Annotated in this window: 28 protein-coding genes; 12 read left to right on the forward strand and 16 right to left on the reverse strand. The window is 62.5% G+C overall.

Translation table 11 applies throughout. The features are described from left to right. The first annotated feature begins 164 nt into the window (after window positions 1–164). Together FJ543_RS05475 and FJ543_RS05485 are read left to right on the forward strand one after the other, a co-directional pair. On the forward strand, window positions 165–3,959 hold the full coding sequence (locus FJ543_RS05475; RefSeq protein WP_140874059.1) for a vitamin B12-dependent ribonucleotide reductase: 3,795 nt from the start codon (window positions 165–167) through the stop codon (window positions 3,957–3,959). A 346-nt stretch (window positions 3,960–4,305) separates the two neighbouring features. Next, on the forward strand, window positions 4,306–4,863 hold the full coding sequence (locus FJ543_RS05485; protein ID WP_140874061.1) for an ImmA/IrrE family metallo-endopeptidase: 558 nt from the start codon (window positions 4,306–4,308) through the stop codon (window positions 4,861–4,863). Window positions 4,864–4,899: 36 nt separating this feature from the next. Here FJ543_RS05485 and FJ543_RS05490 read toward each other — a convergent pair whose 3' ends face one another. Together FJ543_RS05490 and FJ543_RS05495 are read right to left on the reverse strand one after the other, a co-directional pair. After that, window positions 4,900–5,520, reverse strand: a complete 621-nt coding sequence (locus tag FJ543_RS05490) for a hypothetical protein (RefSeq protein ID WP_140874063.1) — start codon at window positions 5,518–5,520, stop codon at window positions 4,900–4,902. Beyond that, entirely contained in the window at window positions 5,513–6,034 is a 522-nt protein-coding gene (locus FJ543_RS05495; protein ID WP_140717396.1) for a hypothetical protein, read from the reverse strand. The genes FJ543_RS05490 and FJ543_RS05495 overlap by 8 nt, the downstream gene beginning before the upstream one ends. 183 nt (window positions 6,035–6,217) lie before the next feature. Between FJ543_RS05495 and FJ543_RS05500 the strand changes: the two genes are divergently transcribed. After that, window positions 6,218–6,586, forward strand: coding sequence for a hypothetical protein (locus FJ543_RS05500; protein ID WP_140874065.1), 369 nt, complete (start codon window positions 6,218–6,220; stop codon window positions 6,584–6,586). A gap of 3 nt (window positions 6,587–6,589) precedes the next feature. Here the strand turns inward: FJ543_RS05500 and FJ543_RS05505 are convergent, their stop codons facing one another. Beyond that, a complete protein-coding gene (locus FJ543_RS05505; protein WP_224622069.1) occupies window positions 6,590–7,570 on the reverse strand; it encodes a DUF3592 domain-containing protein in 981 nt (326 codons plus the stop codon). A gap of 142 nt (window positions 7,571–7,712) precedes the next feature. Next, the gene (locus FJ543_RS05510; protein WP_224622070.1) at window positions 7,713–8,315 is read right to left on the reverse strand and encodes a lysozyme inhibitor LprI family protein; all 603 of its coding nucleotides are present in this window, start codon (window positions 8,313–8,315) and stop codon (window positions 7,713–7,715) included. Here FJ543_RS05510 and FJ543_RS05515 point away from each other — a divergent pair. Beyond that, window positions 8,314–8,502 carry a hypothetical protein gene (locus FJ543_RS05515; RefSeq protein ID WP_140662059.1) on the forward strand — a complete coding sequence of 63 codons (189 nt, stop codon included), beginning with the start codon at window positions 8,314–8,316 and terminating at the stop codon, window positions 8,500–8,502. The two genes, FJ543_RS05510 and FJ543_RS05515, sit on opposite strands and share 2 nt — an antisense overlap. A gap of 36 nt (window positions 8,503–8,538) precedes the next feature. Here the strand turns inward: FJ543_RS05515 and FJ543_RS05520 are convergent, their stop codons facing one another. Continuing rightward, entirely contained in the window at window positions 8,539–9,612 is a 1,074-nt protein-coding gene (locus FJ543_RS05520; RefSeq protein ID WP_140874067.1) for a GH25 family lysozyme, read from the reverse strand. 332 nt (window positions 9,613–9,944) lie between these two features. Between FJ543_RS05520 and FJ543_RS05525 the strand changes: the two genes are divergently transcribed. Beyond that, on the forward strand, window positions 9,945–10,577 hold the full coding sequence (locus tag FJ543_RS05525) for a DedA family protein (RefSeq protein ID WP_318011564.1): 633 nt from the start codon (window positions 9,945–9,947) through the stop codon (window positions 10,575–10,577). A 28-nt stretch (window positions 10,578–10,605) separates the two neighbouring features. On the opposite strand, the gene FJ543_RS05530 is transcribed toward FJ543_RS05525, so the two are convergent. The 5 genes from FJ543_RS05530 to FJ543_RS05550 form a co-directional block, all read right to left on the reverse strand. Next, window positions 10,606–11,397 (reverse strand): phosphodiester glycosidase family protein, encoded by a 792-nt coding sequence (locus tag FJ543_RS05530; RefSeq protein WP_140874069.1) that lies wholly within the window; start codon window positions 11,395–11,397, stop codon window positions 10,606–10,608. Between the two features lie 109 nt (window positions 11,398–11,506). Then, complete coding sequence (locus tag FJ543_RS05535) at window positions 11,507–12,133, reverse strand: transglutaminase-like cysteine peptidase (protein WP_140616963.1); 627 nt, start codon at window positions 12,131–12,133, stop codon at window positions 11,507–11,509. A 146-nt stretch (window positions 12,134–12,279) separates the two neighbouring features. Next, complete coding sequence (locus FJ543_RS05540; protein WP_015318099.1) at window positions 12,280–13,152, reverse strand: undecaprenyl-diphosphate phosphatase; 873 nt, start codon at window positions 13,150–13,152, stop codon at window positions 12,280–12,282. Between the two features lie 194 nt (window positions 13,153–13,346). Continuing rightward, on the reverse strand, window positions 13,347–13,544 hold the full coding sequence (locus FJ543_RS05545) for a hypothetical protein (protein ID WP_140616965.1): 198 nt from the start codon (window positions 13,542–13,544) through the stop codon (window positions 13,347–13,349). A gap of 151 nt (window positions 13,545–13,695) precedes the next feature. Then, complete coding sequence (locus FJ543_RS05550) at window positions 13,696–14,091, reverse strand: GFA family protein (protein ID WP_140874071.1); 396 nt, start codon at window positions 14,089–14,091, stop codon at window positions 13,696–13,698. A gap of 114 nt (window positions 14,092–14,205) precedes the next feature. Here FJ543_RS05550 and FJ543_RS05555 point away from each other — a divergent pair, with 114 nt between their 5' ends. After that, window positions 14,206–15,234, forward strand: coding sequence for a 2OG-Fe(II) oxygenase family protein (locus FJ543_RS05555; RefSeq protein WP_140823601.1), 1,029 nt, complete (start codon window positions 14,206–14,208; stop codon window positions 15,232–15,234). A 49-nt stretch (window positions 15,235–15,283) separates the two neighbouring features. Here FJ543_RS05555 and FJ543_RS05560 read toward each other — a convergent pair whose 3' ends face one another. The 3 genes from FJ543_RS05560 to FJ543_RS05570 form a co-directional block, all read right to left on the reverse strand. Then, complete coding sequence (locus FJ543_RS05560) at window positions 15,284–16,240, reverse strand: alpha/beta hydrolase (RefSeq protein ID WP_140874073.1); 957 nt, start codon at window positions 16,238–16,240, stop codon at window positions 15,284–15,286. Between the two features lie 25 nt (window positions 16,241–16,265). Continuing rightward, entirely contained in the window at window positions 16,266–16,751 is a 486-nt protein-coding gene (locus FJ543_RS05565; RefSeq protein ID WP_140874075.1) for an SRPBCC family protein, read from the reverse strand. A 118-nt stretch (window positions 16,752–16,869) separates the two neighbouring features. Then, window positions 16,870–17,118, reverse strand: a complete 249-nt coding sequence (locus FJ543_RS05570) for a ParB N-terminal domain-containing protein (protein ID WP_140617245.1) — start codon at window positions 17,116–17,118, stop codon at window positions 16,870–16,872. Window positions 17,119–17,274: 156 nt separating this feature from the next. Between FJ543_RS05570 and FJ543_RS05575 the strand changes: the two genes are divergently transcribed. The 5 genes from FJ543_RS05575 to FJ543_RS05595 are packed head-to-tail and all read left to right on the forward strand — an operon-like array spanning window position 17,275 to window position 22,803. Further along, entirely contained in the window at window positions 17,275–18,915 is a 1,641-nt protein-coding gene (locus tag FJ543_RS05575; protein ID WP_140874475.1) for a N,N-dimethylformamidase beta subunit family domain-containing protein, read from the forward strand. A 1-nt stretch (window position 18,916) separates the two neighbouring features. Further along, window positions 18,917–20,302: an aspartate aminotransferase family protein gene (locus FJ543_RS05580; RefSeq protein WP_140874077.1), complete on the forward strand. Its 1,386-nt coding sequence runs from the start codon at window positions 18,917–18,919 to the stop codon at window positions 20,300–20,302. A gap of 5 nt (window positions 20,303–20,307) precedes the next feature. Then, complete coding sequence (locus FJ543_RS05585) at window positions 20,308–21,237, forward strand: 3-keto-5-aminohexanoate cleavage protein (RefSeq protein ID WP_140717409.1); 930 nt, start codon at window positions 20,308–20,310, stop codon at window positions 21,235–21,237. A gap of 4 nt (window positions 21,238–21,241) precedes the next feature. Then, the gene (locus FJ543_RS05590) at window positions 21,242–21,778 is read left to right on the forward strand and encodes a GNAT family N-acetyltransferase (RefSeq protein WP_140874079.1); all 537 of its coding nucleotides are present in this window, start codon (window positions 21,242–21,244) and stop codon (window positions 21,776–21,778) included. Further along, window positions 21,775–22,803 (forward strand): histone deacetylase family protein, encoded by a 1,029-nt coding sequence (locus FJ543_RS05595; RefSeq protein ID WP_140874081.1) that lies wholly within the window; start codon window positions 21,775–21,777, stop codon window positions 22,801–22,803. Before FJ543_RS05590 ends, FJ543_RS05595 begins: the two co-directional genes overlap by 4 nt. Before the next feature lie 15 nt (window positions 22,804–22,818). Here the strand turns inward: FJ543_RS05595 and FJ543_RS05600 are convergent, their stop codons facing one another. From FJ543_RS05600 to FJ543_RS05610, 3 genes are all read right to left on the reverse strand, one after another. Next, entirely contained in the window at window positions 22,819–24,087 is a 1,269-nt protein-coding gene (locus FJ543_RS05600; protein ID WP_181173908.1) for a cysteine desulfurase-like protein, read from the reverse strand. 42 nt (window positions 24,088–24,129) lie between these two features. Continuing rightward, window positions 24,130–25,197 carry an aldo/keto reductase gene (locus FJ543_RS05605; RefSeq protein WP_140874083.1) on the reverse strand — a complete coding sequence of 356 codons (1,068 nt, stop codon included), beginning with the start codon at window positions 25,195–25,197 and terminating at the stop codon, window positions 24,130–24,132. Between the two features lie 120 nt (window positions 25,198–25,317). Beyond that, window positions 25,318–25,827, reverse strand: coding sequence for a hypothetical protein (locus FJ543_RS05610; protein WP_181166376.1), 510 nt, complete (start codon window positions 25,825–25,827; stop codon window positions 25,318–25,320). A gap of 334 nt (window positions 25,828–26,161) precedes the next feature. Between FJ543_RS05610 and FJ543_RS05615 the strand changes: the two genes are divergently transcribed. Then, on the forward strand, window positions 26,162–26,326 hold the full coding sequence (locus tag FJ543_RS05615) for a hypothetical protein (protein ID WP_015318114.1): 165 nt from the start codon (window positions 26,162–26,164) through the stop codon (window positions 26,324–26,326). Window positions 26,327–26,376 lie beyond the last annotated feature (50 nt).

The raw sequence follows: 26,376 nt of genomic DNA on the forward strand, positions 1-26,376 counted from the left end.
CGGCAGATGCCTGGCAAGGCGTATTGTCGTGTGCGTGGCCGAGCCTGCGAAGAGGAGATGCCGCATTGTTCGCAATGCCGGCAAACGGCGGACTGCGCGTTTCGTCTTTTGGGGCAGAAATCCCCTGATGAAAGCGCTATATGTAGACAAAAGGGACCGGACCAATGCGCATCGAGCGTCGTTTCACCAAGCCAGGACATGCAGGCCAAGAAGGGGCCGCTTATGCGGAGATCGAATTCCGCAAGGCGCTTTCCGAGATCAAGAATCCCGATGGCTCGGTGGTGTTCCGCTTGGACAACATCGATGTGCCTGCGCAGTTTTCCCAGGTCGCCGCCGACATCCTGGCTCAGAAATATTTCCGCAAGGCCGGCGTTCCCGCGCGCCTGAAGAAGGTCGAGGAGAACGACGTCCCCTCTTTCCTGTGGCGTTCCGTCGCCGACGAAGCCGAACTCGCCAAGCTTCCCGAGGCCGAGCGCTACGGCTCCGAGATCGACGCCCGCCAGGTCTTCGACCGGCTGGCCGGCACCTGGACCTATTGGGGCTGGAAGGGCGGCTACTTCAAGGCGTCGGAGGAAGACGCGCGCGCCTTCCGTGACGAGCTTGCCTATATGCTGGCGACCCAGCGCGTCGCGCCGAACTCGCCGCAATGGTTCAACACCGGCCTGCACTGGGCCTATGGCATAGACGGTCCGAGCCAGGGTCACTTCTATGTCGATCCGTTCACCGGCAAGCTGACCAAGTCGAAATCCTCCTACGAGCATCCGCAGCCGCATGCCTGCTTCATCCAGGGCGTGCAGGACGACCTCGTCAACGAGGGCGGCATCATGGATCTGTGGGTGCGCGAGGCGCGCCTGTTCAAATATGGCTCCGGCACCGGCTCGAACTTCTCGCTGCTGCGCGGCGAAGGCGAAAAGCTGTCCGGCGGCGGCCGCTCGTCCGGCCTGATGAGCTTCCTCAAGATCGGCGACCGCGCCGCCGGCGCCATCAAGTCGGGCGGCACGACGCGCCGAGCGGCGAAAATGGTCATCGTCGACGCCGACCACCCCGATATCGAGGAATTCATCGACTGGAAGGTCAATGAAGAGCAGAAGGTCGCCTCGCTGGTGACCGGCTCCAAGATCGTCAAGAAGCATCTCGAAGCGATCATGAAGGCCTGCGTGAACTGCGAAGGCCATGACGACGACTGCTTCGATCCGGCCATCAACACGGCGCTGAAGCGCGAAATCAAGTTGGCCAAGAAATCGGCTGTGCCGGAAAACTACATCTACCGCGTCATCCAGTTCGCCAAGCAGGGCTACACCTCGATGGCGTTCAAGACCTACGACACCGACTGGGATTCTGACGCTTATCTCACCGTTTCGGGCCAGAACTCCAACAATTCGGTGTCGCTGAAGGACAATTTCCTGCGCGCCGTTGAAGAGGACGCAGACTGGCATCTGACCGCCCGTAAGGACGGCAAGGTCTTGAAGACACTGAAGGCGCGGGACCTCTGGGAAAAGATCGGCTACGCCGCCTGGGCGTCGGCTGATCCCGGCCTGCACTTCAACACCACGATGAACGACTGGCACACCTGCGCTTCGGCCGGTGCGATCCGGGCCTCCAACCCGTGCTCGGAATACATGTTCCTCGACGACACGGCCTGCAATCTCGCCTCGATCAACCTGCTGCCCTACCGCAACACCGACGGCACCATCGATATCGCAGCCTACGAGCACACCGTGCGGCTGTGGACCATGGTGCTGGAAATTTCGGTCATGATGGCGCAGTTCCCGTCGAAGGAGATCGCCAAGCTCTCCTACGACTACCGCACGCTGGGCCTCGGCTATGCCAATATTGGCGGCCTGCTGATGACGTCGGGCATTCCCTACGATTCCGACGAGGGCCGCGCCATCTGTGCCGCGCTGACCGCCATCATGACCGGCGTCGCCTACTCCACCTCGGCCGAGATGGCCTCCGAACTCGGCGCCTTTCCCGACTATGACCGCAACGCCCAGAACATGCTGCGCGTCATGCGCAATCATCGCCGCGCCGCCTATGGCGACAAGGACGGCTACGAGAAGCTGGCCGTCAATCCTGTGCCTCTCGTCGCATCGGACCTGAAGCAGCAGGATCTGGCCATCCATGCCAAGGCCGCCTGGGACCGCGCCATCGAACTCGGCGAGGAGCATGGCTACCGCAACGCACAGGCAACCGTGATCGCGCCGACCGGCACGATCGGCCTGGTCATGGATTGCGACACCACCGGTATCGAGCCCGATTTCGCCCTGGTGAAGTTCAAGAAGCTCGCCGGCGGCGGCTATTTCAAGATCATCAACCGCGCCGTGCCGGAAGCGCTTCGCACGCTGGGCTATTCCGAGAGCCAGATCGCCGAGATCGAGGCCTATGCCGTCGGCCACGGCAATCTCAACCAGGCGCCGGCCGTCAACCCCGGCTCGCTCAAGGCCAAGGGCTTCACCGACGACAAGATCGCGGCGCTCAACGCGGCGCTGAAGTCGGCCTTCGACATCAAGTTCGTCTTCAACCAGTGGACGCTCGGCGCCGACTGGGTGAAGGAGACCTTCGGTTTCACCGACGAGCAGCTCAACGACTTCTCGTTCGAAATGCTGCCGGCGCTGGGGTTCTCCAGGAAGGACATCGAGGCCGCCAACATCCATGTCTGCGGTGCGATGACGCTGGAGGGCGCGCCCTTCCTCAAGGCCGAACACCTCCCCGTGTTCGACTGCGCCAGCCCCTGCGGCAAGATCGGCAAGCGCTCGCTGTCGATCAACAGCCACATCCAGATGATGGCGGCGGCACAGCCCTTCATTTCCGGCGCCATCTCCAAGACCATCAACATGCCGAACGACGCGACGGTGGAGGATGCCAAGAGCGCCTACATGCTGTCGTGGAAGCTGGCGCTGAAGGCCAACGCGCTCTACCGCGACGGCTCGAAGCTGTCGCAGCCGCTCAATGCCTCGCTGCTCGCCGATGGCGAGGAAGACGAGGACGAGGCGATCGAACAGCTGGTCGCGGCACCGGCGGCGGCGCGCGCGGCGCAGATCACCGAGCGCATCGTCGAACGCATCATCGAGCGCGTGTCGCGCGAGCAGGAAAAGCTGCCCGGCCGCCGCAAGGGTTATACGCAGAAGGCCAAGATCGGCGGCAACACCATCTTCCTTCGCACCGGCGAATATGACGATGGGCGTCTCGGCGAGATCTTCATCGACATGAACAAGGAGGGTGCCACCCTGCGTGGCCTTCTCAACAACTTCGCCATCGCGATCTCGCTTGGCCTGCAGTATGGCGTGCCGCTCGACGAATATGTGCACGCCTTCACCTTCACCAAGTTCGAGCCGGCCGGCATGGTCATCGGCAACGATGCCATCAAGAGCGCGACGTCGATCCTCGACTACGTGTTCCGTGAGCTGGCCATCTCCTATCTCGGCCGCAACGATCTCGCCCATGTCGACCAGTCGGATTTCTCCAACACCGCACTGGGCCGTGGCATCAGCGAAGGCAAGACCGACGCCGTTTCCAAGGGCCTGACCCGCGGTTCGCCAGTGAAGCTGGTGTCGAGGGCAAGCGGCAGTGAGCCGAAGGGCTTTGCCGGCTCCGGCACCCCTGCCCGCTCGGCGCCGACAGCCTTCTCCGGCTCCAACGTGCTGGCGCTGAAGCCCGCAACCGACGAGGCGGTCGCCTACAAGCGCGACTACGAGGAGCGGGCTAGGGAATTGGCGGAAGACATCGCCTTCGAGGAAGCGGCCTCCGATGCCTCGACCGATACCACCGCGGCGCTGTTCACCGACACGGCGGCCCATGAAGCGGCCGAAGCGAAGAAACTCGCCGCCGACCGCCGCGCTAAGTCGCTGCTGCAGGGCTACACCGGCAATTCCTGCTCCGAGTGCCAGAACTTCACGATGGTGCGGAACGGGACGTGTGAAAAGTGCGACACTTGCGGTGCTACGAGCGGGTGCAGCTGAGGGCTGAAGGCGTATCGAGGGCTGCCGCGATGAGTCGAATTGCCAAATTTTGCAGAGATTGCCGAGCTGAAGCAGGGCTCAGGCTTTATGAGGCAGCATACAAGCTTCAAATGTCGCCATCCGAACTCTGCAGTGTGGAAAACGGGGAGAGTGTTGCTACAATTCCCCAGATCGAGGCCATGGCACAGTTTTTCGGTGGCAACCTCGACTTCCTCATGCATTGGTATGAGCAGGATGAGCGGGACAGACGCAAACGAGTCGAGCCGCCTGCTTCGGGCTCGGTATCGAACCCATTGGCGGTCGATTTGACGAATGTCGTCTTTCTCATGCGATACAAGGATCGCAGATGGCTGACGAATTCTACGTCGGAAGAGCCCTAAGTGCCTCAGCTTTGGCCCGCATCGCAGATGCGGTGCGGGCCAAATTTGGAGTAGCAGATGAAACATGGGTCGACGTAATAGATATCGTTGAACTTGAGCTGCCTAAAATCATAAAAGATTATAGCTTTGTTGTAAAATCAGACAAAGAGATGACCACACCGGCTTACACGGATTATAATCCTGTAAGTATAGTCGTGTCAGAAAGCGTGTATATCGCAGCGTGCGAAGGCGATGACCGCTCCCGCATGACGATAGCGCACGAGCTTGGCCACGTTTTACTTCATTCAGATTTCTTCAATTCTAAGTTCAATATGCACAGATCCGAACATTCCGAAAAGCGAATTGCCCAAGCCACAGGAATGCACAGCTCGGAATATCAAGCAAAAAGATTTGCTGCGTATATTTTAGCTCCGCAGTCTATATCAAAAAAATACTCTGACCCAAAGAAACTAGCCTCCGACGCTGGAATTTCCATAGCTGCAGCAAGGATAGCCATAAAAGACGCCAACAAATATTATATATAGTTTCTTTGAAATTAATCGGGCTCCCAGCGCCTACCGCTACGGCAACACCCGCAGCGTCTGCTCATCAAACAACGGCTCATCCTGGCCCACGCGGACGAACAGCAGCTTGTGTCCCTCACCTGCCGGCACCTCGAAATACTGGATGCTATCCGGCATTTCGCCCCAGTCGCCGCAGGGCGGTTCGGGGACCTCGTCAGGGTCGGCCTGCGCCTTCAGCTCTTTCGCATAGGCGGCGTCGGGACTGAATGTGTAGCGTTTGACGCCGGCGGGCACGGTGCCCTCCGTGTAAGGCGCGAGCACGCAGCGGGCGTTGACGGCCTTGTCGGTCTTTTCCAGGAACAGGCGCCGCATGGCAGCCTCCGCGGTTTCGCCAGGCTGGATGTCGAACATCTCGACAAGCGGATCTGGCGCACCGCCATCGCTGTATTTGATGGCGAGCGCATTGCCGACAAACTCGAAATGGATCTGGCGAAAGCCGAAATCGCAGCGCTGCGCCCAAGCGGCCAGACCGATCGCCTTGTCGGCCAGTTTTTCCCAGACGCATTTGTCGATCGGCGGCCGCGATGGTACCGGCTCCTCCGCACGCGCCCCGGCAGATATCGTCACGGACGCGAACAGGGCGTAGGTCCAGACGATCGATCTCATGGTGCTATTCATTGCTGCATCCTGTCAAAGTGAAGGCATCCCAGGCCGAGCCATCCGGATTAGCATTGGCGAAATCGGGCCATTCGCTGAACGTCGCACCGAAATCCGGCAGCAACAGCCCTTTCGGCGCCGGTGTCGCATCGCGAGAGTTCAACTGCTCGGCGCCGCCTCCGGTCAGGGCATAAACCTGCCCGTCCCATATCCGGCAAAGCCCGCTGTCGTCTTGCAGACCCGCTTCGCGGTCGTCGTCCGTGCAGGGGTGGCGGATGGTACCGAGCGGAAACGAATTCTTGCCGTTGGTCCAGGTAATATCGGCCGGCAGGCTTATGCCGGTATGAGGCACGGCCAGCGAGAACACCTGCGTCGTCAGTGCCGCCGGTTCGTTGCCCAGCGGCCGGAATTGCATGACCGCGCCCGAGCGTGGCTCCTGGTAGGTGGCGTGGCTCAGGAGGCATTCCTTGGCGCCCGCCGCTTGCATGAGCCCGAGCGAACCCAGGGCAACGAAGGCCAGTTTGCGAATGATCATCGAAATCTCGGGCAATCTGTTGTGAAGCAAGGCCGGCTGCGTGCCGGGCCGCACAGTCGCATCATCGGTACAAAACCATAAGCGAAATCCGGAACCGTTGCGTTTATCGCGCCTCGATCGAAAACTTGCGCCACACAAACCCGCAATCTGTATGATCGAACGCAGCGGCCCAGGAGACAAAAGATGCAGCGTTTGGCACTGATCATAGCGACCTCCGCAACTGCGATTGTGCCGGCCGTAGCGGCAGCGCCCTATGTCGGGACGTGGTCCAGCGATAGGTTGAACTGCCATGCGACCGCCGACGTCCAGCGCCAGACTGTCTTCACTGTGGATCAGTCGGCCCTGTCGTTTCCCAACCTCGGCTGCGAGCACGCGATCTTTCGCAAAACCGCCATCGGCTGGGTGGTTCGCGCCAGCCAGTGCTACGGCGCGGCCCCATCGCTCGACGAGCCATTTTCTCGCACCATCCATATCAAAATCGACGGCGCGACGGTGCGGTTGAGCTGGCGCGGATTCGACAGCGGACCTCTCGTGCGCTGCTCAAGGCGGTGACACTCAGACCAACCCGACCAGCAAGGCCGCGCCGCCGAGAAAGCCTGCCGAGCAGACCCACAGCAGCCATAGCCCACGCACCCGGCATTCGAGCACCGCCGAGGCGGGGTTGGCGGGGTCATAGCGAACGTCGACCTCGCTGCCCTCGACATAGCGCCGCGCCTGACCGCCGACGAGGCCGGGCAGCGAGGCCGTCACGCTGGCGCCGAAAGCGACGCGATCGGCGCTGTAGCGCTGTCCGGCGACACCATAGCTGTAGACGATGCGGGATTTGAACACCGTGCGCCAGGGCCGGTACCCACCGCCCTCAAACCGGTCGCGGGTCTTGATTGCCTGCAGGCCGGACGCATCGATACGGCCGGCAGCGGTCGGCCATGTTGCCGCTTGTCCGGCCATCGATCTTTGGGCAAAGCCCATGCGCAGCACAAAAAGCCCCATGAACAGCAGGAATGCCGCCGCACCGAGGTTCCGCGGCTTGGGCAGATGCGGCCCGATAGCCTCCAGCACGCCACCGACCGAAAACACCAACACCAACGCACCGACCACGAGCCCCGCCGAAAGCTGGACCATGAACTTGAAGGCGCCGTCCGGCATGGTGCGCTCGATCACGGCCTTGCCCGGGCTGGACGGGTCATAGAACACGGTTACCGCCGCGCCACGCGGAAACCGCGCAAGAGTTTCCGCGACTTCGAAATTTCCGAGGTTCTCCTGCACGCTGTAGTGCGAGCTTTGAAATGTCTTGCCGCCCACCTTGTACTCATAGGTGATGGCCGGAAAATTGCGGATTTCGGTCGAGGTGCTGCTCTCCGAGCCGGTACCCGAGCTTGTCACCTCGCGCGCCTCGACGCGCGACGAGACGATCTTTCCAGGCGTCGGCAACCAGCGGCTGGCCGCCTTGACCTCGAGCCATTTCAGGAAGGTGACGATCGACAGCATGCCAGCGACCGCGCAGGCAAAGCCGACCAACAGAAACTTGAGCTCCAACTCGTCCCCCCGACGACTAGAGTACAGCAGCACGCATATAGACAGCATGGCGAGGGCAATGTCTCGTCTATTCGCAAGATCAGGAAATGACCGCCGGCAAGGTTCAATGCTGTCGCGTGGCCATGGGAGCGGCGACCAGCCGCTATTCGGCATCCTCTATTGCCATGACACGAACATAGCCCTCCAGCTGAAGGGCGCGATCCCGGATGATGTTGGTGGCGTCGGCTGCCTGCATGGGCACGTACATCGTGCCTTGCCTTGTTTCATAGAGAGCGCCCCGGGTCTTCGCCTCGCTGTCGCGGAAGGCCAGCCAGGCGCGTTGTGACAGGCGAAGATTTTGCGCTGCCTGGCGCGGTAATTTGCGCAGGAGTGTCGCATAGGCGGCATTCATGCGGCGATCGTAGTCGCTTGATGCCGTGGCCTCGCAGTCGGTTTGGCCTGCTGTAGAGCCATTGGCTGGCTTATTCAGGCAGCGGTCGAGCGTATCGGCGGTGGGGTCTTTCAGACCCGCGGCCATCGGGCTCGCGGGCAACAGCAATGTCAGCAAGCAGACCAGTGCCCCACCGAGCCGAAGCCTCACACCGATGTTCTCCATCTTGCCTCCGAGGACGTATCCGAAGCACGGTGGGGACCGCGCCAGGAACTGGTGGCCAATGCGGCGGGCCATCCGCACGATGACGTGATAAAAGGACGATCGATCCGATCGGACGAAGATCCAGGAGACAACAGCCGGGACGATGCGCATGAGCGAACAAACCGAAGATGACACCGATATACTGAACCAGCTCGCCTATGTCAGGGCCGATCCGACCCAGCACGACACGTTGACCCTTCTCGCCATGATCGATGCCGCGATCGCCGAGATCATGGGCTTGAGGGCGCGGCTGCGGTTGAGCGAGGAAAAGAACGGCGGGAGCAACCAGTTCCAATAGGTGGACGGGACGAGCGCCGACGCGAAAGCATCGGTTCTAATCCGCGTCGGCCATCATGGCCCGACCTCCGCCGCCGGCCCAGGCGCGCCATTGCCGCTCATCGCCATGGAAGACGTTGAGATCGATGCGGCCTGTTACGCCATGCGACAGGCCAGAGCCGGAATACTGCCAGAACAGCCATTTGCGATCGGGATAGACCTTTGACGGATGCCGGGCCACGGCGCGCAGCCAGAACGGGTAATCCGGGAATGCGCCCTGAAGGTTGTCGCGATAGAAATCGGGCGCCGTGTAGATGATCGGCCGCTGGCCGTAATGGCGCTCCAGCTTGTCCATGAACACCTGCATCTTCTCCAGGACCTTTTCGCGCGACGGGCGCCGCTGGCAGCTGGAGTCGCCGTTCCACTCGACGTCGATCACCGGCGGCAGCGCGCCGTCGACCTTCGGCACGTTGCGGATGAACCAGTCGGCCTGCTCGCCGGCGGTGCGGCACCAGTAGAAGAAATGATAGGCACCGCGCTTCAGGCCCGCCGCGTCGGCATCACGCCAGTTCTTCATAAACAGGGGGTCGAGGTGGTCGCCGCCGTCGGTCGCCTTGATGTAGGCGAAGTTGGCGCCCTGGGCGCGCAGCTTCTCCCAGTTGACGTTGCCTTGCCAGCGCGACACGTCCACCCCGTGCACGGCAAGGTGACGGGGCGACGAGCGGCCGAAATTGATCGGCTTGGCATCGCGGAAGCCATAACGCGTGACCGGGCCGGCCAGCATGGACGGTGCCGCCCGCGACAACAGCTTCGGCGGCGACACCAGGGCTGCCTCCTCGATCGGCGGCTCGACGCTGTCGGGCAGTTCGGGTGCGGGAAACGCCACCGTCTCTTCCTCGGCAAGGCCATAAGGCCGAGCGGTGGTATCCTCTGCCGCAGCCTCAATCCGCCTGCGCGCCGCGTTTGCCCTGGCCACCGGAACGGACGCGATCGGCGCGCTTGGACGCACCACCGAACTGGTGACTTCATTGGACGGCTTCTGCATGTCGAGCGCATCCATGCCCGATGTCGACGAACAGCCGGCAAGGCAGAGCGATGCGATCACGAAACTCACGACGCCTGGTAACCGCATCTGGACCTGTACTCGAACACAACAGACCGAAGGCGACGGCCGACGGACAACCAGACGAGTTATGAACGAGAAATTACCAATAAAGTTTGAATCAAGTTTTTTACCATAGCTGTGGCCGCGTTCTGACAGTCGTCGGCAGCGGCCCGGCCAAGCCTTGACAGGGCCATGATGTGGCTGTTGAGAACGGGGTGCGGCGCGGCGGCCCTGCCCGCGCCAAGGGCCGCAAGCTGCCGGTCGAGAATTATTACGGCTGGCTCGTCGACGGCAAGCTCGACGAACTCAGGATCTTGCTCGACAGGGCAGCTGAGGAACACTTTCAACACGGAGCTTGCGTGCAGTCGTTCATCGACCAGAGCGTATGTTTCATCGAGAACCATCAGGCCTGGGCGGGTCTCGTGGTCGGGTTGCTGGCCTTCGGCGAGTCGCTGGTGCTGGTCGGCATCCTGTTGCCTGGCACCACGGTGCTGATCATCGTCGGCGGACTGGTGGGCGCCGGTATCGTCCAGCCTCTGCCCGTTCTCCTCGCCGCGATGTTCGGCGCGGCGCTTGGCGACACCATCTCCTATTTCCTCGGCAAATGGCTGGGGCGTGGCGTCGTCCACAAATGGCCGCTCAACCGCTATCGCCGCGAGACTGCCAGGGCGCGCCTGTTCTTCCACCGCTACGGTGTCGCCGCCGTTTTCGTCGGCCGCTTCTTCGGTCCGGTGCGTGCCACCGTGCCGCTGGTCGCCGGCATGATGGGCATGAACAGGCGGCGCTTCCAGGTCGCCAACATCCTGTCGGCGATCATCTGGGCGCCGGTCGTGCTGTCGCCTGGATGGCTGGTGGCGAAAGGAGCCGACAATCTGCCCGAACTCGACGCGACCAGCCTGTTCGGCCTGGCGGTGATCGCGGCCATGGTGGTGGCGATCATCGTCGCCGTGCTGGTCGTCAGACTGCGCGGCAGGCATGATGCACGGATTTAGCGCGTCTCGCGATTGAGGGCGCCGTGCATCAGCCGCGCTTCCTGAAGACGCCGATCATCGGCCCCAGATTCCAGTAGTCGTCGTTGCGACCGATGGCCGGAGCGAGCAGGCTCGATATCGTGCCGTCGAGAAAGAGCGCGTTGTCGCAGCCGAGCGCGTCGCGAAACAGGCGGGCGAAGGCATGGAACGTCACCGTGCCGTTCGAGATGGCAAAGACGGCAACACCGTCCTTTCGCACTCCGACGCCGTCGCGGCTCTTGCGCGAGGTGCCGTCGGCCTGGAATTTCGGGTGAAGCTGGCCGTCGATCACCAGCATTGGCCCTGATTGTGTCGCATAGTCGGTGGCTGGCCGCTGCCTGACGAAGTCCTTGGTCGCCCGCACCTCGGCCTTGCCGCGGCTGATATAGAAAATGCCATTCGGCTGCAGCGAAAAATTGCCGCTTCCCGATCCCGTTTTCACACCGGCCATTTCCTGGCCGCGTTCGACGTAAAGGCCGACCGGCCTGAGATCGGGGTGGTACATGCCGGCATTGATGGCAAACAGCATGGTCCGGCCCGCCATGCGCTGGGCGTTGTCGAGATTGTGCAGCGACTGAAAAGGCTTGCCTGCCGGGTCTTTCCAGAACAGTTCGATCGAATAGAGCTTCGGATCGACCTCGCAGACGAGGAAGCTCGTAGCCTCGAAGGAGACGTCGCGGCACGGCGGCACCGAAGCGAACCACTGGCCGAATGCCGCTGTCGTGGCGACCGCGTACGGCAACGCGGCCTTGAACAAGCTCAGCAGCAAGGGCGCCGAATAAAGGACGGTCAAAAAATCCATGCGCGTTCCGGATTGCCATTCCAACGAACTGTCGTGGATAGCACCGCTTGCCGGCACGATGAAGGATTTGCTGAAAGAAGTATGGTTATCGCCCGGACGTCGGCAGCGACTATTTGACGGCGCTGACCAGCTTCTCCTCGCCGGCAAGAATAGAGACCCAGCGCCCGGCATTGTCGCTCGCCTGTCTTTTGAGATAGCGATACGGGGTCTGGTTCCAGAGGCGAACCTTGTCGACGAGATTGTCGAGGATGAAGTCGCCCTTGTCGGTGCGCACCGTCAGCACGGCATGGCCTTCGCCGTCCGGCTTGCGAACCACCGTCATCAGGAGATTGGCTATGGCGATGCCCAGGCTGTTGAGCTCACGCCGCTTTTCCAGCGCGTAATCCTCGCAATCGCCGAAGCCATTGTCCGGATAGGCCCACCATTCCTCCTTGCCGTAATTGTCCATGTCGCTCATCGGCTTGACGCGCGCGTTGACCGAGAGGTTTACGGCGCTGATCTCCCGCAACAGCTTGCCAGTCATCTGTTCCGGCTCGCTGTCGGATGAACGGATCGAGCACTCGGCGGCATGAATCTTGCAAAAATCATAGTGGCCAATCGGCTGGGACGTCGAGCCGCCGATAGCCATGGAAACGGGAGCCGTGTAAGCGGAATTCGCCGCCGAACAGAAAGCAATCAGGGCAATCGCAAGCCCCAGCCCCTTCGCCTTCCGGCGCCAACCCATCGAGGATGCCATCCGGCCCCGCCCATCTGTTTTGTTAACAGAACGTTAAGGGCGGTTGTATCCCGAAGTCAACCAAACCGGCCGATCACATCTTGGAGGGACGCCGCACGCCCCTTCGAGGGTTGCAGCAGCGCAACACCGAGGTTCGGGCTAGGGAGCTAGACGAGCCATCCCATCGCCACCCCCAGCAGCAGGACGACGCCAAGCAGGCCACGGTAGATGACAAAGGGCCAGGCGGAGAAGCGTTCCAGCACACGCATCAGGCCCCAAATGGCGAAGAAGGCCGAAATCGAGGCGACGAGCAGCCCCAGGCCAAGAACCGACCATCCATGGGCATCGAGATGCACCTTGTGCAGTTCCCACAATTCCTTGAGGCCGGCGAGCGCGATGGCCGGCAGCCCGAGCAGGAACGAGAAGCGTGCCGCCTCGGCCCGCTTGAAGCCGAGCCCCAGTGCCGCCGTCAGCGTCGAACCGGAGCGAGAGACGCCCGGGATCAGCGCGCCGACCTGGGCGACACCGACAAGAAGCGCGTCGGCGAGCGACGCTTCGCCGATGGTGCGCTTGTGGCGGGCGAAAATCTCGGCCAGGGCCAGCAGGATAGCCATGCCTATGCAGGCCCAGCCAATCACGCTCAAGCTGCGCAACGGCGAATTGCAGGTGTTGAGAACACCCGAAAGTACCACGCCGGCGATCACAATCGGGATTGTCGCCAGCACGATCCAGGAAGCCAGTTGGAAATGCCGATCGGCGAAATCGCGCCGTGTGAGAGCGTCGATCGAACCGAACAGGAGATCCCTGACATCGCCCCAGAAATAGCTGACCACGGCGGCAAGGGCGGCAAGCTGCATGGCGGCGGAGAAGGCGGAACCCGGATCCTGCCAGCCAAGCACCGCCGGCACGATGCGCATATGGGCGGTCGAGGAAATCGGCAGCAGTTCGGTTATGCCTTGCACCAGGCCGAGGAATGCGACCTTGGCAAATCCAAGGCCGACAAAGCCCGTGTCGACGCCTTGCGTGCAGATATCGGCCATGTCGGGTTCCATCCGGGAGAGATCGGAGTTGCGAAGGCACCATCGGAGGAGATCGGTGCCCGGCAAGGCATACCGTCATGCGGCGGATAATCAATTTACGGATTTGTAAGCTGGCACCGCCGCGTCGGACGCGCACGGTTCAAACCGGCCCGAAGGGCCGGCGATGCTCCCATGGCTGGAGGTTGGCAAGACGATTATGGGCAGAGCCAAAGTTTCTGGCAGGTCCTGGCAATAACATGGGCGGGCGGCACGACAGGCTCCTCCGTGGAGGGCCGGCGAGCCCGCTCGAGCAGCATGCGCACCTGTTCCGGGCGCACACGGTCACGTTCCATCACGAGCAGGACCATAGGATCGCTCAAAAGCTCGTCCAGGGTGCTGATGCTGTCGTTCATCCGTCGTCTCCTCGAATGCCGGGCCCGCGACGCTTAGATAGGGAGACAAAGATGGCCCGCCAATGACGCTTTGCCGGCTATCACGTGTCTCTTTGGATTAATTTTTGGTCATCCTGGGGCACGTCCTTTCCCTTCACGGGGAAGAAGGAAGCTAGGCCGGCGGAGCGCCTTCAAATTGCGGCAGGCCGTCATCCAGCATCACCCAGGGCTGTTTCGAGACGGTCCAGATGTGCATCTGGGGCCTGAACAGCGACGGGTCGTCAAGCGAACCGGTCGTCACGCCGATGATGCCGGCGGAATCGCGCCGCGAAAACAGGGTCGTGCCGCAGGCCGGACAAAACCCGCGCTTGAGGTCCGGCGAGGTGTTGACCGTGGCCAACGGGCCCTCGACCGTCACATCGTCGATGCGGAAAAGAACACGCGGATTGAACGCCGCGCCGATCGCCTTCTGGCAAAGCCGGCAATGGCAGATGCGCTCGTTGATGGAGGCGGCATCGGTGCGATAGCGCACGGCCCTGCACAGGCATCCGCCCTCGTATTTTGCCATCGCCTGGATCCATTGGTGGAGTGAACAGGCGGCAAAAGTAACGGCGAGGTCGATTGGGTCAATTGAAAAGCTTTGATACAAGGTCATCGATTATCGTGATGCAGCAGGATTGTCATGACACCCGACATCGAAACGATCGGCATCGCGGCCCTGTTCGGGTCGCCCTCGCCCGCGCGCGACCGCGCCGACGCCGGGATCATGGCCGCGGCGGCCGGCATCGGCTTCCTGGCGGTCCGGGATTTTCCCGGCGATGACTGGCTGACGCCCGACAAGCGCGCGCAATTGCTGCGCATCTTCGCGCTTCCTGACGCCGAGAAACAGGAATTGCTGCGCTGGAATTTCGATCACACCAAGAAAAATTTCTACCGCGGCTGGTTTCCGCTGCAGCCGCAAGCCGTTTCCTACAAGGAAGGCATCGACATGGGGCCAGACCTTGCCGATGCGGCGCGAGGCACGGCTTCCGACGATCCTTTGTGCGAGCCCACACCGTTGCCGGACGAGAATGCCCTGCCCGGCTGGCGCGCTGCGGCAGCCGACTACTATCGCGTGATGGGAACGGTCGGCACCATGCTGATGCGGTCGATCGCCCGCGGGCTTGGTCTGCCCGAGATGACCTTCGATGCCTATTTCGACGGTGGCATCTCGACGCTGCGCCTGATCCGCTATCCGCTGCGCGACGCCAGTGCGGGCGTCGATACCAGTGGGCCCGAGTTTTCGGTGACCCACAAAGGCGAGACGCGCACCATCATAGGCCGCGAACATGCCGATTCAGGCTTCGTCACCTTGCTGGCGCAGGACGGCGTCGAGGGCTTGCAGGCGAAGAACCTCGCCGGCGAATGGATCGACGTGCCTCCAGCCGATGGCACGCTGGCGGTCAATTTCGGCCAATTGCTGGAACGCTGGACCGGCGGCCGCGTGCGGGCGACACGGCACCGGGTCATTGCGCCAAAAACGGTGCGGTTCTCGATCCCGTTCTTCCACGAGCCACGCGTCGACGCGGAAATCTCGCCTTTGCCGCTGGACGGCGCCGAACCCTTCGCGCCGTTTCTTTACGGCGACTATCTCTGGGAGTCGGCGACGAACTTCGTCGAAATGAGCGGCATCAAGCATCTGAGGCAGCCGCGCCGGGCCAAGGCTTCCTAAACAGCACGCCGGCTGTCTCGCAGGAGACGGCCGGCGGAGAAGGCAGGGGTCATTCGGCTTCGCCGACCACCTCGTCCCAGCTCTTCACCCTGGTCTTGCCGTCGAGGAACGGCAATGCGGCGGCCGTCAGTTCCGGAGCGAAGAAGACATCGTAGTGGGTGCGGTTGGGCAGGATGGCCAGCCGGTTCCGCGACAGGTTCTCGCGCATCCAGCCGGCATCTTTCAGGCCGCCGCCGAGCATCTGGTAAAACTTGATCTCGTGCTCGGGCTTATACATGTCGCTGTCGCCATAGGCGAGCATCACGGGCATCTTCAGCTTGGGAACGTCGGCCGAGAAGTCGTAGTTCTGGCGCATGAAATTGCCGAGCGCGTCGAGCAGTTTCGGGAAGTCCTCCGGATGCGGGGCGACGGCGACGTAGGATTTGTACATCGGCGTGTCTTTCATGTACGTCGCGGCGGCGGCACTCACCTGTGCCTGCTGCGGACGCATCTCGTCGTAGAAGCCGTCGGCGGCATAACCGGTCGAAACAAGGACCAGCCGGCGCACGGCCTCGGGATGCTGGACCGCCATGCGGAAGGCAACCCCGCCGCCCAGCGAATAGCCCATGACGTCGACCTTGTCGTAGCCGAGTGTCTTGACGATACCAGCCATGTCGTCGCCGATCGCCTGCAGGCTGAATGGCCGGTCGCCAAGGGCGGTGCGGCCATGCCCCTGCAGGTCGACCCCGATGACGGTGCGGTTTTCGGCTAGCTTGGGCAGGATCGGCGCGAACATGTCGGTGGAACCGAGGCCGCCATGCAGCAGAAGCAGCGGCTCACCCTTGCCATAGACGGCGTAATAGTAATTCACGCCATTGATCGGCAGCAGGCCGGACTTTTGCGGCTTCGGCAGTGTTTTCGTTTCGGTCGTCATGGCAGGCTTTGTCTCCTCTGCATTGATGGTGCCCAGGCAAGCGAGAAACGCAGCGGCCGAGGCAAAAATGGCAAAAAACAGAACTTTGGACATATCGAACTCCTCCGGTGTGGCTCTGTCAGAGCGTCCTGGCGAGATCTTCGAGCTGATCGGTGCACTGGCCCCAACCGGCGTGAAAGCCCATGGCCTCGTGCTGCTCGCGGTCGGCGACGCTCCAGTGCCGGACGCGCGCGATGTAGCGGGTCTTGCCCTCGCCCTCGTCCTCGAAGGTCAGTACGACTGTCATGAACGGTTTTTCCGATGGCACCCATGACTGGGTATAAGCATCGGTCAAGACGATCTTCTCGCCGGGAACGACCTCGAGGAAGACGCCGGGGTTGGGGAACTCGTTGCCGTCGGGCCCTGCCATGACGACCAGGCTGTTGCCACCGGTGCGCACATCCATCTCGGCACGCGGCGTCGTCCACGGCTTTGGCGCGAACCATTGCGTGATCAATTTCGGTTCGGTCCAGCAGCGATAGACGTCCCCGCGCGGTGCATCGACGATGCGGGCGAGAACCAGTTCGCGGTCGTCGGCGGGGGCGATGTCGAGCTTGGTGGCCACGGTGGTCTCCTCGGTTTGATCTGGCTTCCGTCCCAAGGACGAGCCGACGCAAAGCAAACCGACATCGCCCGCGAAAAATTCTGGAAACGCAGGCTGAAAACCGCGAGCGGCGCGCGTGTCAGTGGCGCTTGGCTTGCACCAGGTAGGCGTCGATTACGGTCTCGCCCAGCCATTTGGCGGCTTCGAGCCGGTGCAGGCCTTCGACAAGTATGTGCCGCTTGCCATCGTGGCGGACCTGGATCGGCGTCTTCATGCCGTTCTCGAGTATGTCCTCGGCCAGATGCCGGACGGTCTCGGGGTGCAGCGTCTTCTTCCGCGCCGTGGGCACGTAGATGTCGTCGACCTTGACCTGTTGAACCCTGAGCATGCCCTGTCCCCATGGCGGAACTGCCGCCGTCTTCCTGAGATAGTCGGTTTGGCGAAGGCGGCCAAGGGTGCGGCTAACGAATGCTGGCATGATCGTTTCCATTTGACGCCTGGCGGGCGGATCGCCGAAATGGCGCCTCAGATGGGCCAGGGCTTCATGATCAATCCGCCGACCGAATTCCCTGATTTCGGGCTGACAGCCGAGCAGCGCCGCCACGCGGTGCGCGGCCACTATTACGAGTGGCCGGGCATGGATGGCGAGCGCGGCGAAATCTGGTGCTACAGCGACCGGTTTTCCTATCGCGCCGGCGAGACAGTTACGCTGCATGTCAGCTCGACCGCTCCGTCCTTCGGCATGAGGATCATCCGCGATGGCGGCACCGAAACGAGAGTATTCGAGAAATCGGACATTGCGGCGCGCTGGCAGGAGAGTCCGGAGCAATGCTCGGTCGAAGGCTGCGGCTGGGAAGGCTCCTTCGAATTTCGCGTGGAGAGCGACTGGCCCTCCGGCGCCTACCTGATAACGCTGACCGCCGACGGACGTGACGGCAAGCCGATCCAAAGTCACCACATTTTCATCGTCTCTCCCCAGCCCGGCAAGAAACCTGGCCGTGTGCTGCAGGTGGCGGCGACGGGCACCTGGCTTGCCTACAACACCTGGGGCGGCTCCAACCATTATCAGGGCATCACCGGGCCCGACCGCGACCAGTACTCGCCCATCGTGTCAACGCAGCGCCCCTGGTGCCGCGGCTTCGTCGTGTTGCCCGGGGATGCCCCGCGCGTGCCGTTGGAGGTGGCGGTGCCGCCGAAGACCGTGCCGCGTTATCCGCACATGGAATGGGCGCTCGCCACCGGCCATTCGAAGAAATATGCCTCGTCCGGCTGGGCCAGCTACGACAGTCATTTTTTTCGCTTCGCCGAACGATCAGGCTACGGCGTCGACCTCGCCAGTCAGCATGACCTTCACTTCTCGCCCGAGATTCTCGACGGTTATGACTGCGCGGTCTTCGTCGGCCATGACGAATACTGGACTTGGGAGATGCGCGACGCGGTCGACTTCTATGTCGAACGCGGCGGCCATGCGGCGCGTTTTGCCGGCAATTTCATGTGGCAGACGCGGCTGAAAGATGAGGGCCGCCGGCAGGTCTGCTACAAATATCGCGCCCGCACCGAGGACCCGGCCTATCGCGGCGGCGACGTGACCCGCGCCACCAATTCCTGGGAAGCACCGGAAATCGGCCGGCCGGGTTCGGCGACCTTCGGGCTCAATGCGACACGGGGCGTCTATGCCGGCTGGGGTGGCTGCGCGCCACGTGGCGTACGCGGCTTTCCGGTCTATCGGCCGGAGCACTGGGCCTTTGCCGGCACCGGCATCTACTATGGCGACCTGCTGGGCGCCGACAGCCACGTCTATGGCTATGAGGTCGACGGGCTCGATTTCGAGATCCGCGGTGGGCTGCCCTACCCCACGCCAGACAGCGGCGCGCCCGACGGCCTGCAAGTGCTGGCCGTCGGCATGGCCAGCCAGGTCGAGGAAAGCGCCGACATTCCGATCGAGGACCAGTTCCTCACCGACGAGGATGGCCGCTTCACCGCCGAAACCTTGTTTGGCGAGGCAAGCGACGCCAATCTCGAAAAGGTCAAACGCGGCAATGGCATGATCGTCAATTTTCCACGCGGCAAGGGCGAGGTGTTCCATGCCGGAAGCTGCGAATGGGTCGCCGGCCTGCTAAGACAAGACCCGATGGTCGAACGGGTCACCCAGAATGTCCTCGACCGCTATATCGGAAAGTCCTGACATGTCGAAAGCCCAGACCGCCGTTCAAGACACTGATGCCCGGCGCCAATCGCATTTGTTCTACCTCTCCAGCCTGCGCCGGCCGCTGATCGACCGCACCGAAGGCATTTACATGTGGACGCAGGACGGTCGCCGTTTCATCGACGGATCGAGCGGCCCAATGGTCGCCAATATCGGCCACTCCAACCGCAATGTGCTCGATGCGATGAAGCGGCAGATGGACCGCGCCACCTTCGCCTACCGGCTGCATTTCGAGAACGAGCCGGCGGAAGAATTGGCGCGCGAACTGGCTGGAAAGTTGCCGGAAGGCATGGACCGCATCTTTTTCGTGTCCGGCGGCTCGGAAGCGACGGAATCCTGCATCAAGCTGGCGCGGCAATGGGCCGTGGCCACCGGCCAGGCCAGCCGCTGGAAGGTGATCACGCGGTTTCCTTCCTACCACGGCGGCACGCTCGGTTCGCTTTCGATCACCGGCGACGACGCGCTGGCCGAAACTTTTACGCCGATGATGCGGGTGATGCCGACCGTGCCGGCACCGACCGCCTGGCGCGACCGCGACAATCTCTCGATGGAGCAGCGCGGCGTCCGCTACGCCGACATGCTGGAGGAGAAGATCCTCGCCGAAGGTCCCGAAAGCGTCGTCGCCTTCATCATGGAGCCGATCGGGGGTGCTGCGACCGCGGCCCTGGTGGCACCCGACAGCTATTATGCGCGCATTCGCGAGATCTGCGATCGCTACGGCATTCTGCTCATCCACGACGAGGTGATGAGCGGTGCCGGCCGCACCGGCAAATTCCTCGGCGGCGACCACTGGAACTGCAAGCCTGATATCGTCGCGCTGTCGAAGGGGCTCGGCTCGGGCTATGCGCCGCTCGGCGCGCTGGCCGCACCGATGCGACTGGTCGAGCCGCTGCTCGCTTCCGGCGGCTTCCAGCATGGCCACACCTATGCCGGCAATCCGCTCGCCTGCGCCGCCGGGCTTGCAGTGCTGGGCGAAATGGACCGGCTCGACCTGATTGCCAATGCGGCTGCCATGGGCAACGTGCTGATGGACGGATTGAAGGAACTTGCGAAGCGGTTCCCCTTCATTGCCGATGTGCGTGGCAAGGGGCTGCTTACGGGCGCCGAAATGGTCGCCGATCCCGATACGTTGAAACCGATCGAGCAGGGCAAAAAAGCCACGCAGCGCCTGCTTGATCTCGCCTATGAGCGCGGGCTGATCATCTATGGCCGCAGGGTCAAGGGCGGCGTTGACGGCGACAATTTCATGGTCGCGCCGCCGATGATCGTCACCGGCGAGCAGGTCGGCGAGATCATCTCCATCATCGGCGACTCGCTTGAGGCTCTGGCGGGCGAATTCGACCTGCCGGTCGAAGGCCGGGGGTAGCGGAAATGGCGCCGCGAAAAGTCATCATCACCTGCGCCGTTACAGGCTCGGTACACACGCCGTCGATGTCGCCCTATCTGCCGGTGACGCCGGACCAGATCGCCGCGGACGCTATCGCCGCGGCCGAGGCCGGCGCCTCGATCCTGCATCTGCACGCCCGCGATCCCAAAGATGGCCGCCCGACCGCCGATCCCGAAGTGTTCATGCAGTTCCTGCCGCGCATCAAGCAGGCGACCGATGCGGTGATCAACATCACGACAGGCGGCTCCTCGCTGATGACGCTGGACCAGCGGCTGGCGGCGCCGCTTCGGGCCCAGCCCGAAATGTGCTCGCTCAATATGGGCTCGATGAATTTCGCGCTGTTCCCGATGCTCGACAAGCCAAGGGACTGGCAGCACGAGTGGGAACCGAAGCTGCTCGAAGCCACCCGCGACACTATCTTCAAGAACACCTTCGCCGACATGGAAGGCGTGATCGAGCGGCTGGGCAAGGGCTGCGGCACCCGCTTCGAGTTCGAGTGCTACGATGTCGGCCACCTCTATTCGCTGGCGCATTTCCGCGATCGGGGGCTGGTTTCGGGGCCGCTGTTCATCCAATTCGTGCTGGGCATCCTGGGCGGCATCGGCGCCGACCCGGACAACCTCATCCATATGAAGCGCATCGCCGACAAATTGTTCGGCGACAGCTACCAGTTTTCGGTGCTGGCCGCCGGCCGCAACCAGATGCCGCTGATCTCGATCGCCGCAGCCATGGGCGGCAATGTCCGGGTCGGACTGGAGGACAGCCTCTATGATGGCCGCCAGCTGGCGAAGTCCAACGCCGACCAGGTGCGGCGCATCCGTGGCATTCTCGATGGACTGTCGCTGGAGGTCGCCACGCCGGCCGAAGCGCGCGACATGCTGGCGCTCAAGGGCGGCGACAGGGTGGCTTTTTGACGAGATGACAGCGCCCGGTCCTGCCACTGTACCTGTCACGCGTGCGGTTATCCTTCGCCCCGGCACCATCGATGACGTCGAAACCATTCACGCGGCGATCCTGAAGCTTGGCACTCATATCGGGGCGCCCGAGGAAATCATCTCGACAGCGGACGATCTCAGAAGCTGGGGCTTTGGCGAAAAACCCGCCTTCTCGACCCTGATCGCAGAAGTCGACGGTGAATTCGCCGGGCTGTGCCTGCATTTCCCGATCTTCTCGACCTGGATGGGACGGCCTGGCGTCTATGTGCAGGACCTCTATGTCGAGGACCGGTTTCGCGGCCGCAAGATCGGCGAACGCCTGTTGCGACGCGTGGCTGCCGAGTGCCGCAAAGAGGGCGGCGTGTATCTGAGGCTGTCGGTCGACACCGACAATGAGGGTGCCAAGTCCTTTTACGAACGGCTGGGCATTGCCTGGTCGAGCTACGAGCAGACGCAGAAAATCATCGGTGAGGCCTTTTTCGCCTTCGCCGACGCGCCGGAAAATGGGGAGCAGCAATGAAGGCCTTCTATGCGCAGGAGCAGAAGCGCCACGATCCCAAGGCCTTTCTTTCCAGTGGCGCGGCACAGCCCAACCCTGAACAGCCGGAGCGCGTCGAAAGATTGTTAGCCGGCGCAAAGTCCGCTGGTTGCACGATCGAGCGACCGCGCGATCGCGGCCTCGGTCCGATCTCGGCGGTGCACACACCCGAGTATCTCGACTTCCTCGAACATATTTTCGAACGCTGGCAGCGGATCGAAGGGGCGTCGGCCGAGGTCATTCCCAACATCCACCCGATCGTCCGCAACGGCTCCTATCCGGCCTCCGCCGTCGGCCAGGCCGGCTACCACATGGCCGACACCGCCTGCCCGATCTCGGGCGAGACATGGCAGAGCGCGCTGTGGAGCGCCTGGAGCGCGGTGGAGGCCGCCGAAACCGTCATGGCCGGAGCGCCGGCCGCCTATGCGCTGTGCCGCCCGCCTGGCCACCACGCCTTCGCCGATGTCGCCGGCGGATTCTGCTTCATCAACAACTCAGCCGTGGCGGCGCAAGTGCTGCGCAGGCAGGCGGCCCGCGTCGCGATCCTCGATGTCGACCTGCATCACGGCAACGGGACGCAAGGCATTTTCTATGCGCGACCTGACGTGCTGACGGTGTCGCTGCATGCCGATCCGGTGCGGTTCTACCCGTTCTTCTGGGGCCATGCCGACGAGCGCGGTGAAGGTCCCGGGCTTGGCTATAATTTCAACCTGCCGCTGCCACGCAAATCCGCGGATGCGGCGTTTCTGGAAGGGATCGGCGTGGCGTTCCAGCGTATCCGCGCCTTCGCCCCCGATGCGCTGGTCGTGGCGCTCGGCCTCGACGCGTTCGAGGGCGATCCGTTCGGCGGGCTTTCGGTGACGACGCCGGGCTTCTCGCGCATCGGCGAGGCCATCGCCGGGCTCGGCCTGCCGGCGGTCATCGTCCAGGAAGGCGGCTATCTCTGCGACGAACTCGGCGACAATCTCACCGCCTTCCTCACCGGCTTTGGCGGCAAGGCGCGGTGAGAGTTCAAGCCCAAGTCAGGAGCGTTGCTGCCTGAGCATGGCAATCACCCGGTGCACGCTCTCCAGTGTCTCGTCGATTTCGGACGCGGTGTTGTACTGCGCGATGCCGATGCGCACGACGCCTTGCTCGGCCGGAATGCCGAGCTGATGGACGATCTCCCAGGCATAGTTGTGGCCCGACCACACGAAGATGTTCTCGGCGTTCATCTGCCGCACGATCGTTTCGGGGACAATGCCATCGACGGTGAAGGAGACGGTCGGCACACGATCGCCGAGCCGTTTCGAATCGGTGATGCCTCGGACCGTCAGCCCGGAAATGTCGGACAGGCCATCGATCAGCCTTTGCGCCAGCGGGTTTTCATGGGCAATGGAGACCTGGAACGCCTTGGCGATCTTCTGCCTTCTTGAACCACCCTCACCTGCCGCCGCGCCGAGCTCGGCGAAATAATCGACCGCGGCGGTCAAGCCGGCCATCAGTTCGATCTGCGGCGTGCCGAGTTCGAACCGCTCCGGCAAGCCGTTCGAGGAGCAACGGCACTTATAGGCTTGCAGACCGTCGATGACGTCGCGCCGGCCCCACAAGATACCCATATGCGGACCGAAGAATTTATAGGCCGAGCAGATCAGGAAATCGCAGCCGAGTTCCTGCACATCGATCAGCCCATGCGGTGCGAATTGCACCGCATCGACATAAACCAGCGCGCCGGCCCGTTTTGCAAGTTGGGTCAAGGACCTGACCCGGTTGATCGAGCCGGTGAGATTGCTGGCGTAGTTCAATGCCACCAGCCTTGTCTTCCCGGACAGCAGACCGGCGAGCGTCGCCTCCTCGATCTGCCAGGTCTTTTCGTCGAACGGCAGCCAGCGCACGACGAGGCCGAGGTCCTCGGCCAGTTGCAGCCAGGGCGACACATTGCCCTCATGATCCATGCGGGTGAGGATGATCTCGTCGCCTGATTTCATCGTGCGGCCGAGCGTGCGTGACATATGATAGGTCAGCGTCGTCATGTTGGCGCCGATGACGATCTCCCGCGGGCTCGCCGCGCCGAGGAAGTCGGCCATCGCCAGATGCGCGTCGTCAACGACCTGCTGTGCCGCGATCGTCGTTTCAAAATAACCGCCCAGATTGGCGTTGGTCGTAAGCAGGCAGCGCGACACCGCGTCGGCCACGGCCTGCGGCACCTGCGTGCCGGCAGGATTGTCGAGATAGATGCGCCGCCGGCCCTTGTCGGTCAGCGAGAGAGCGGGGAACTTTCCACGCACGGCCTCGATCGAAAAATCCACCATCGTCTCCATCCCTTTGCTGCTACACGACAATTCCTGGCTCGGTCACGGGCAGGGATTGCCGACCCTCTGGTGAACGGCATCCACCGCCTTCTGCATTTCTTCAGTCCAGACGACATCCACCGAAGACAGCGCCATCTCCAGTTGGGAAATGGTTGTCGCGCCGATGATGCTGGAGGTCACGAAGGGCCGGCTCGAGACATAGGCATTGGCAAACAGCGCCGGCTCAAGGCCGAAAGAGCGCGCCAGCTCATTGTATTCGAGCTGCGCTTCGGCGGCATTGGGCGTCTCGTAACGCTGGCCGCGGTTGAACAGCTGCGAGCGCGAGCCCTGCGGGCGGGCGCCATGATCGTATTTGCCGGTCAAATAACCCTGGGCAAGCGGCGAATAGGCAAGCAGCGACACCCCTTCGCGCTCGCAGACTTCGGCGAGGTTCACCTCAAAAGTACGGTTGACGAGATTGTAGGCGTTCTGGATCGAAGCGACGCGGGGGCCAATCCCTTTGTCGGCCTCTGCAAGGAAGCGCATCACGCCCCAGGAACTCTCGTTGGACAGGCCGAAATGGCGGATTTTTCCTGCCTTCACCAGGTCATCGAACACCGCGAGCGTTTCGGCGATCGGCGTTTCACCGACCGGTGCGCCGACAGAATCGGCACGCCGCGCCACGGCGCCGACGCGCGTCGGGTTGGCACCCCAGGGGATGTCCCGTTCCGGCCAATGGATCTGATAAAGGTCGAGATAATCAGTGCTAAGCTTGGCCAACGACTTGTCGATGGCATCGAAGATATCGGCCCGCACCAATTGCGAGGGCCGGTCTCCGCGAAACCAGCTGTTGGCCGTGCGGCCGACGACCTTGGAGGCCAGGATCACCTTGTCGCGGTTGCCCTTGGCCTTCATCCAACTGCCGATGATCTTCTCCGTCCGTCCTTGCGTCTCCGCCTTGGGCGGGATCGGATAGAGTTCGGCGGTGTCGATGAAATTGACGCCGCGCGAGAAGGCCAGGTCCATCTGGGCATGGCCTTCGGCCTCGGTGTTCTGCTGGCCCCAGGTCATCGAACCAAGGCAGATCTGGGTAACAAGAAGATCGGTCCGACCGAGACGGCGTTTGTGCATGGGATTCTGCTCCGGAGGGCATATGTGCGCGGCTGCGCGGGGAGGAGTTCGCATCTTATAGGAAAAGCAGAGGCGCTCTCCAAGCCTTGCCAGGCCGACTTTTGCGTGAGCAGAGCGGGGTTAGCGTCGTGCGGCGGCCACGGCGCGGCGCTTGGCCTCGTCGATCAGCATGTTGGCCACCTGCATGCGGATCATGGCGCGCTGGCGCAAATGCGGGGCGACGCGATCGGGATGGTTGGCGAAAGCAAAGCTGCGGCGCATGCGGCCGAAGTCGGCGGCGCTCTTGGACTGCTCCAGTCCCAGTTCGACCGCAATCGATTCAGGATCGATTGGCGGCAATGTTTCTTCCGGCTTCGGCTCTTCGCCAGCCAGCGCCAGCCTTGCCTGTTCAAGCACGGCGGCAAACTCGCTGGCCAGATCAGCGCCGGCCTCGCGATATTCCGCAGCGGACACCTTGATGCGGCCGGAATGGAGTTCATCGGCGACCGAGAGATAGTCGAACGGGATGGATGGGCGCGCGCCGGTCTCTACGCCCTCACTGCCGTTGCCCTTGTCGGTGGCAACGAAGAGGTCGTCGAGCAGTGACGCAAAATCCCGCTTGGCGCCGGTAGCGATTTCAGCCTCCCCCATGCCCGACAGTTCGAGTTTCAGACCATAGAACCAGCTCGTTAAAAATAAATACCGCCGGTCTTAACTAATTCCCCTTCAGGGGATCGTTGCCGGAGTCGCCGGCAAAAGCCGGACCGCATGTTCATGCAGTCCGGAAATTCGCCAGAAGCGGCGAGGAAAACTGGCCATGTACCAGCTTCGAAGCCTACGTTGGGCGCGGCGCAAGAGTTTCACCTTGCTGCAAAAAAATTTCAAAACACCATCCGGACATGGCAGGCATGTATATGCTGCACTGCACAATCTTCACGATTCATCTATATTGCCTGATGTGGAGGACCAACCAGGAGCCTGAATCATGGGTTTCTTCACGGAAATGTTCGCCCGGCCGCGCCCGCAGGAACATCTGAGATATCGCGCGGCGCTCGCGCTCCTTTATTCGATGAGCAATGCCGAGCGCGCCGACATCGGCATCAAGCCCGCCGATTTCCCGCGCATCGCCCGCGAAATGTCCATCCGCTAAGCAGGTTGCGAGATGTCCCGGATCGACCCGGGACATCTCAAAGTCCGATT

It is taken from the genome of Mesorhizobium sp. B2-5-7, assembly GCF_006440875.1.
GTDB classification, from domain to species: domain Bacteria; phylum Pseudomonadota; class Alphaproteobacteria; order Rhizobiales; family Rhizobiaceae; genus Mesorhizobium; species Mesorhizobium australicum.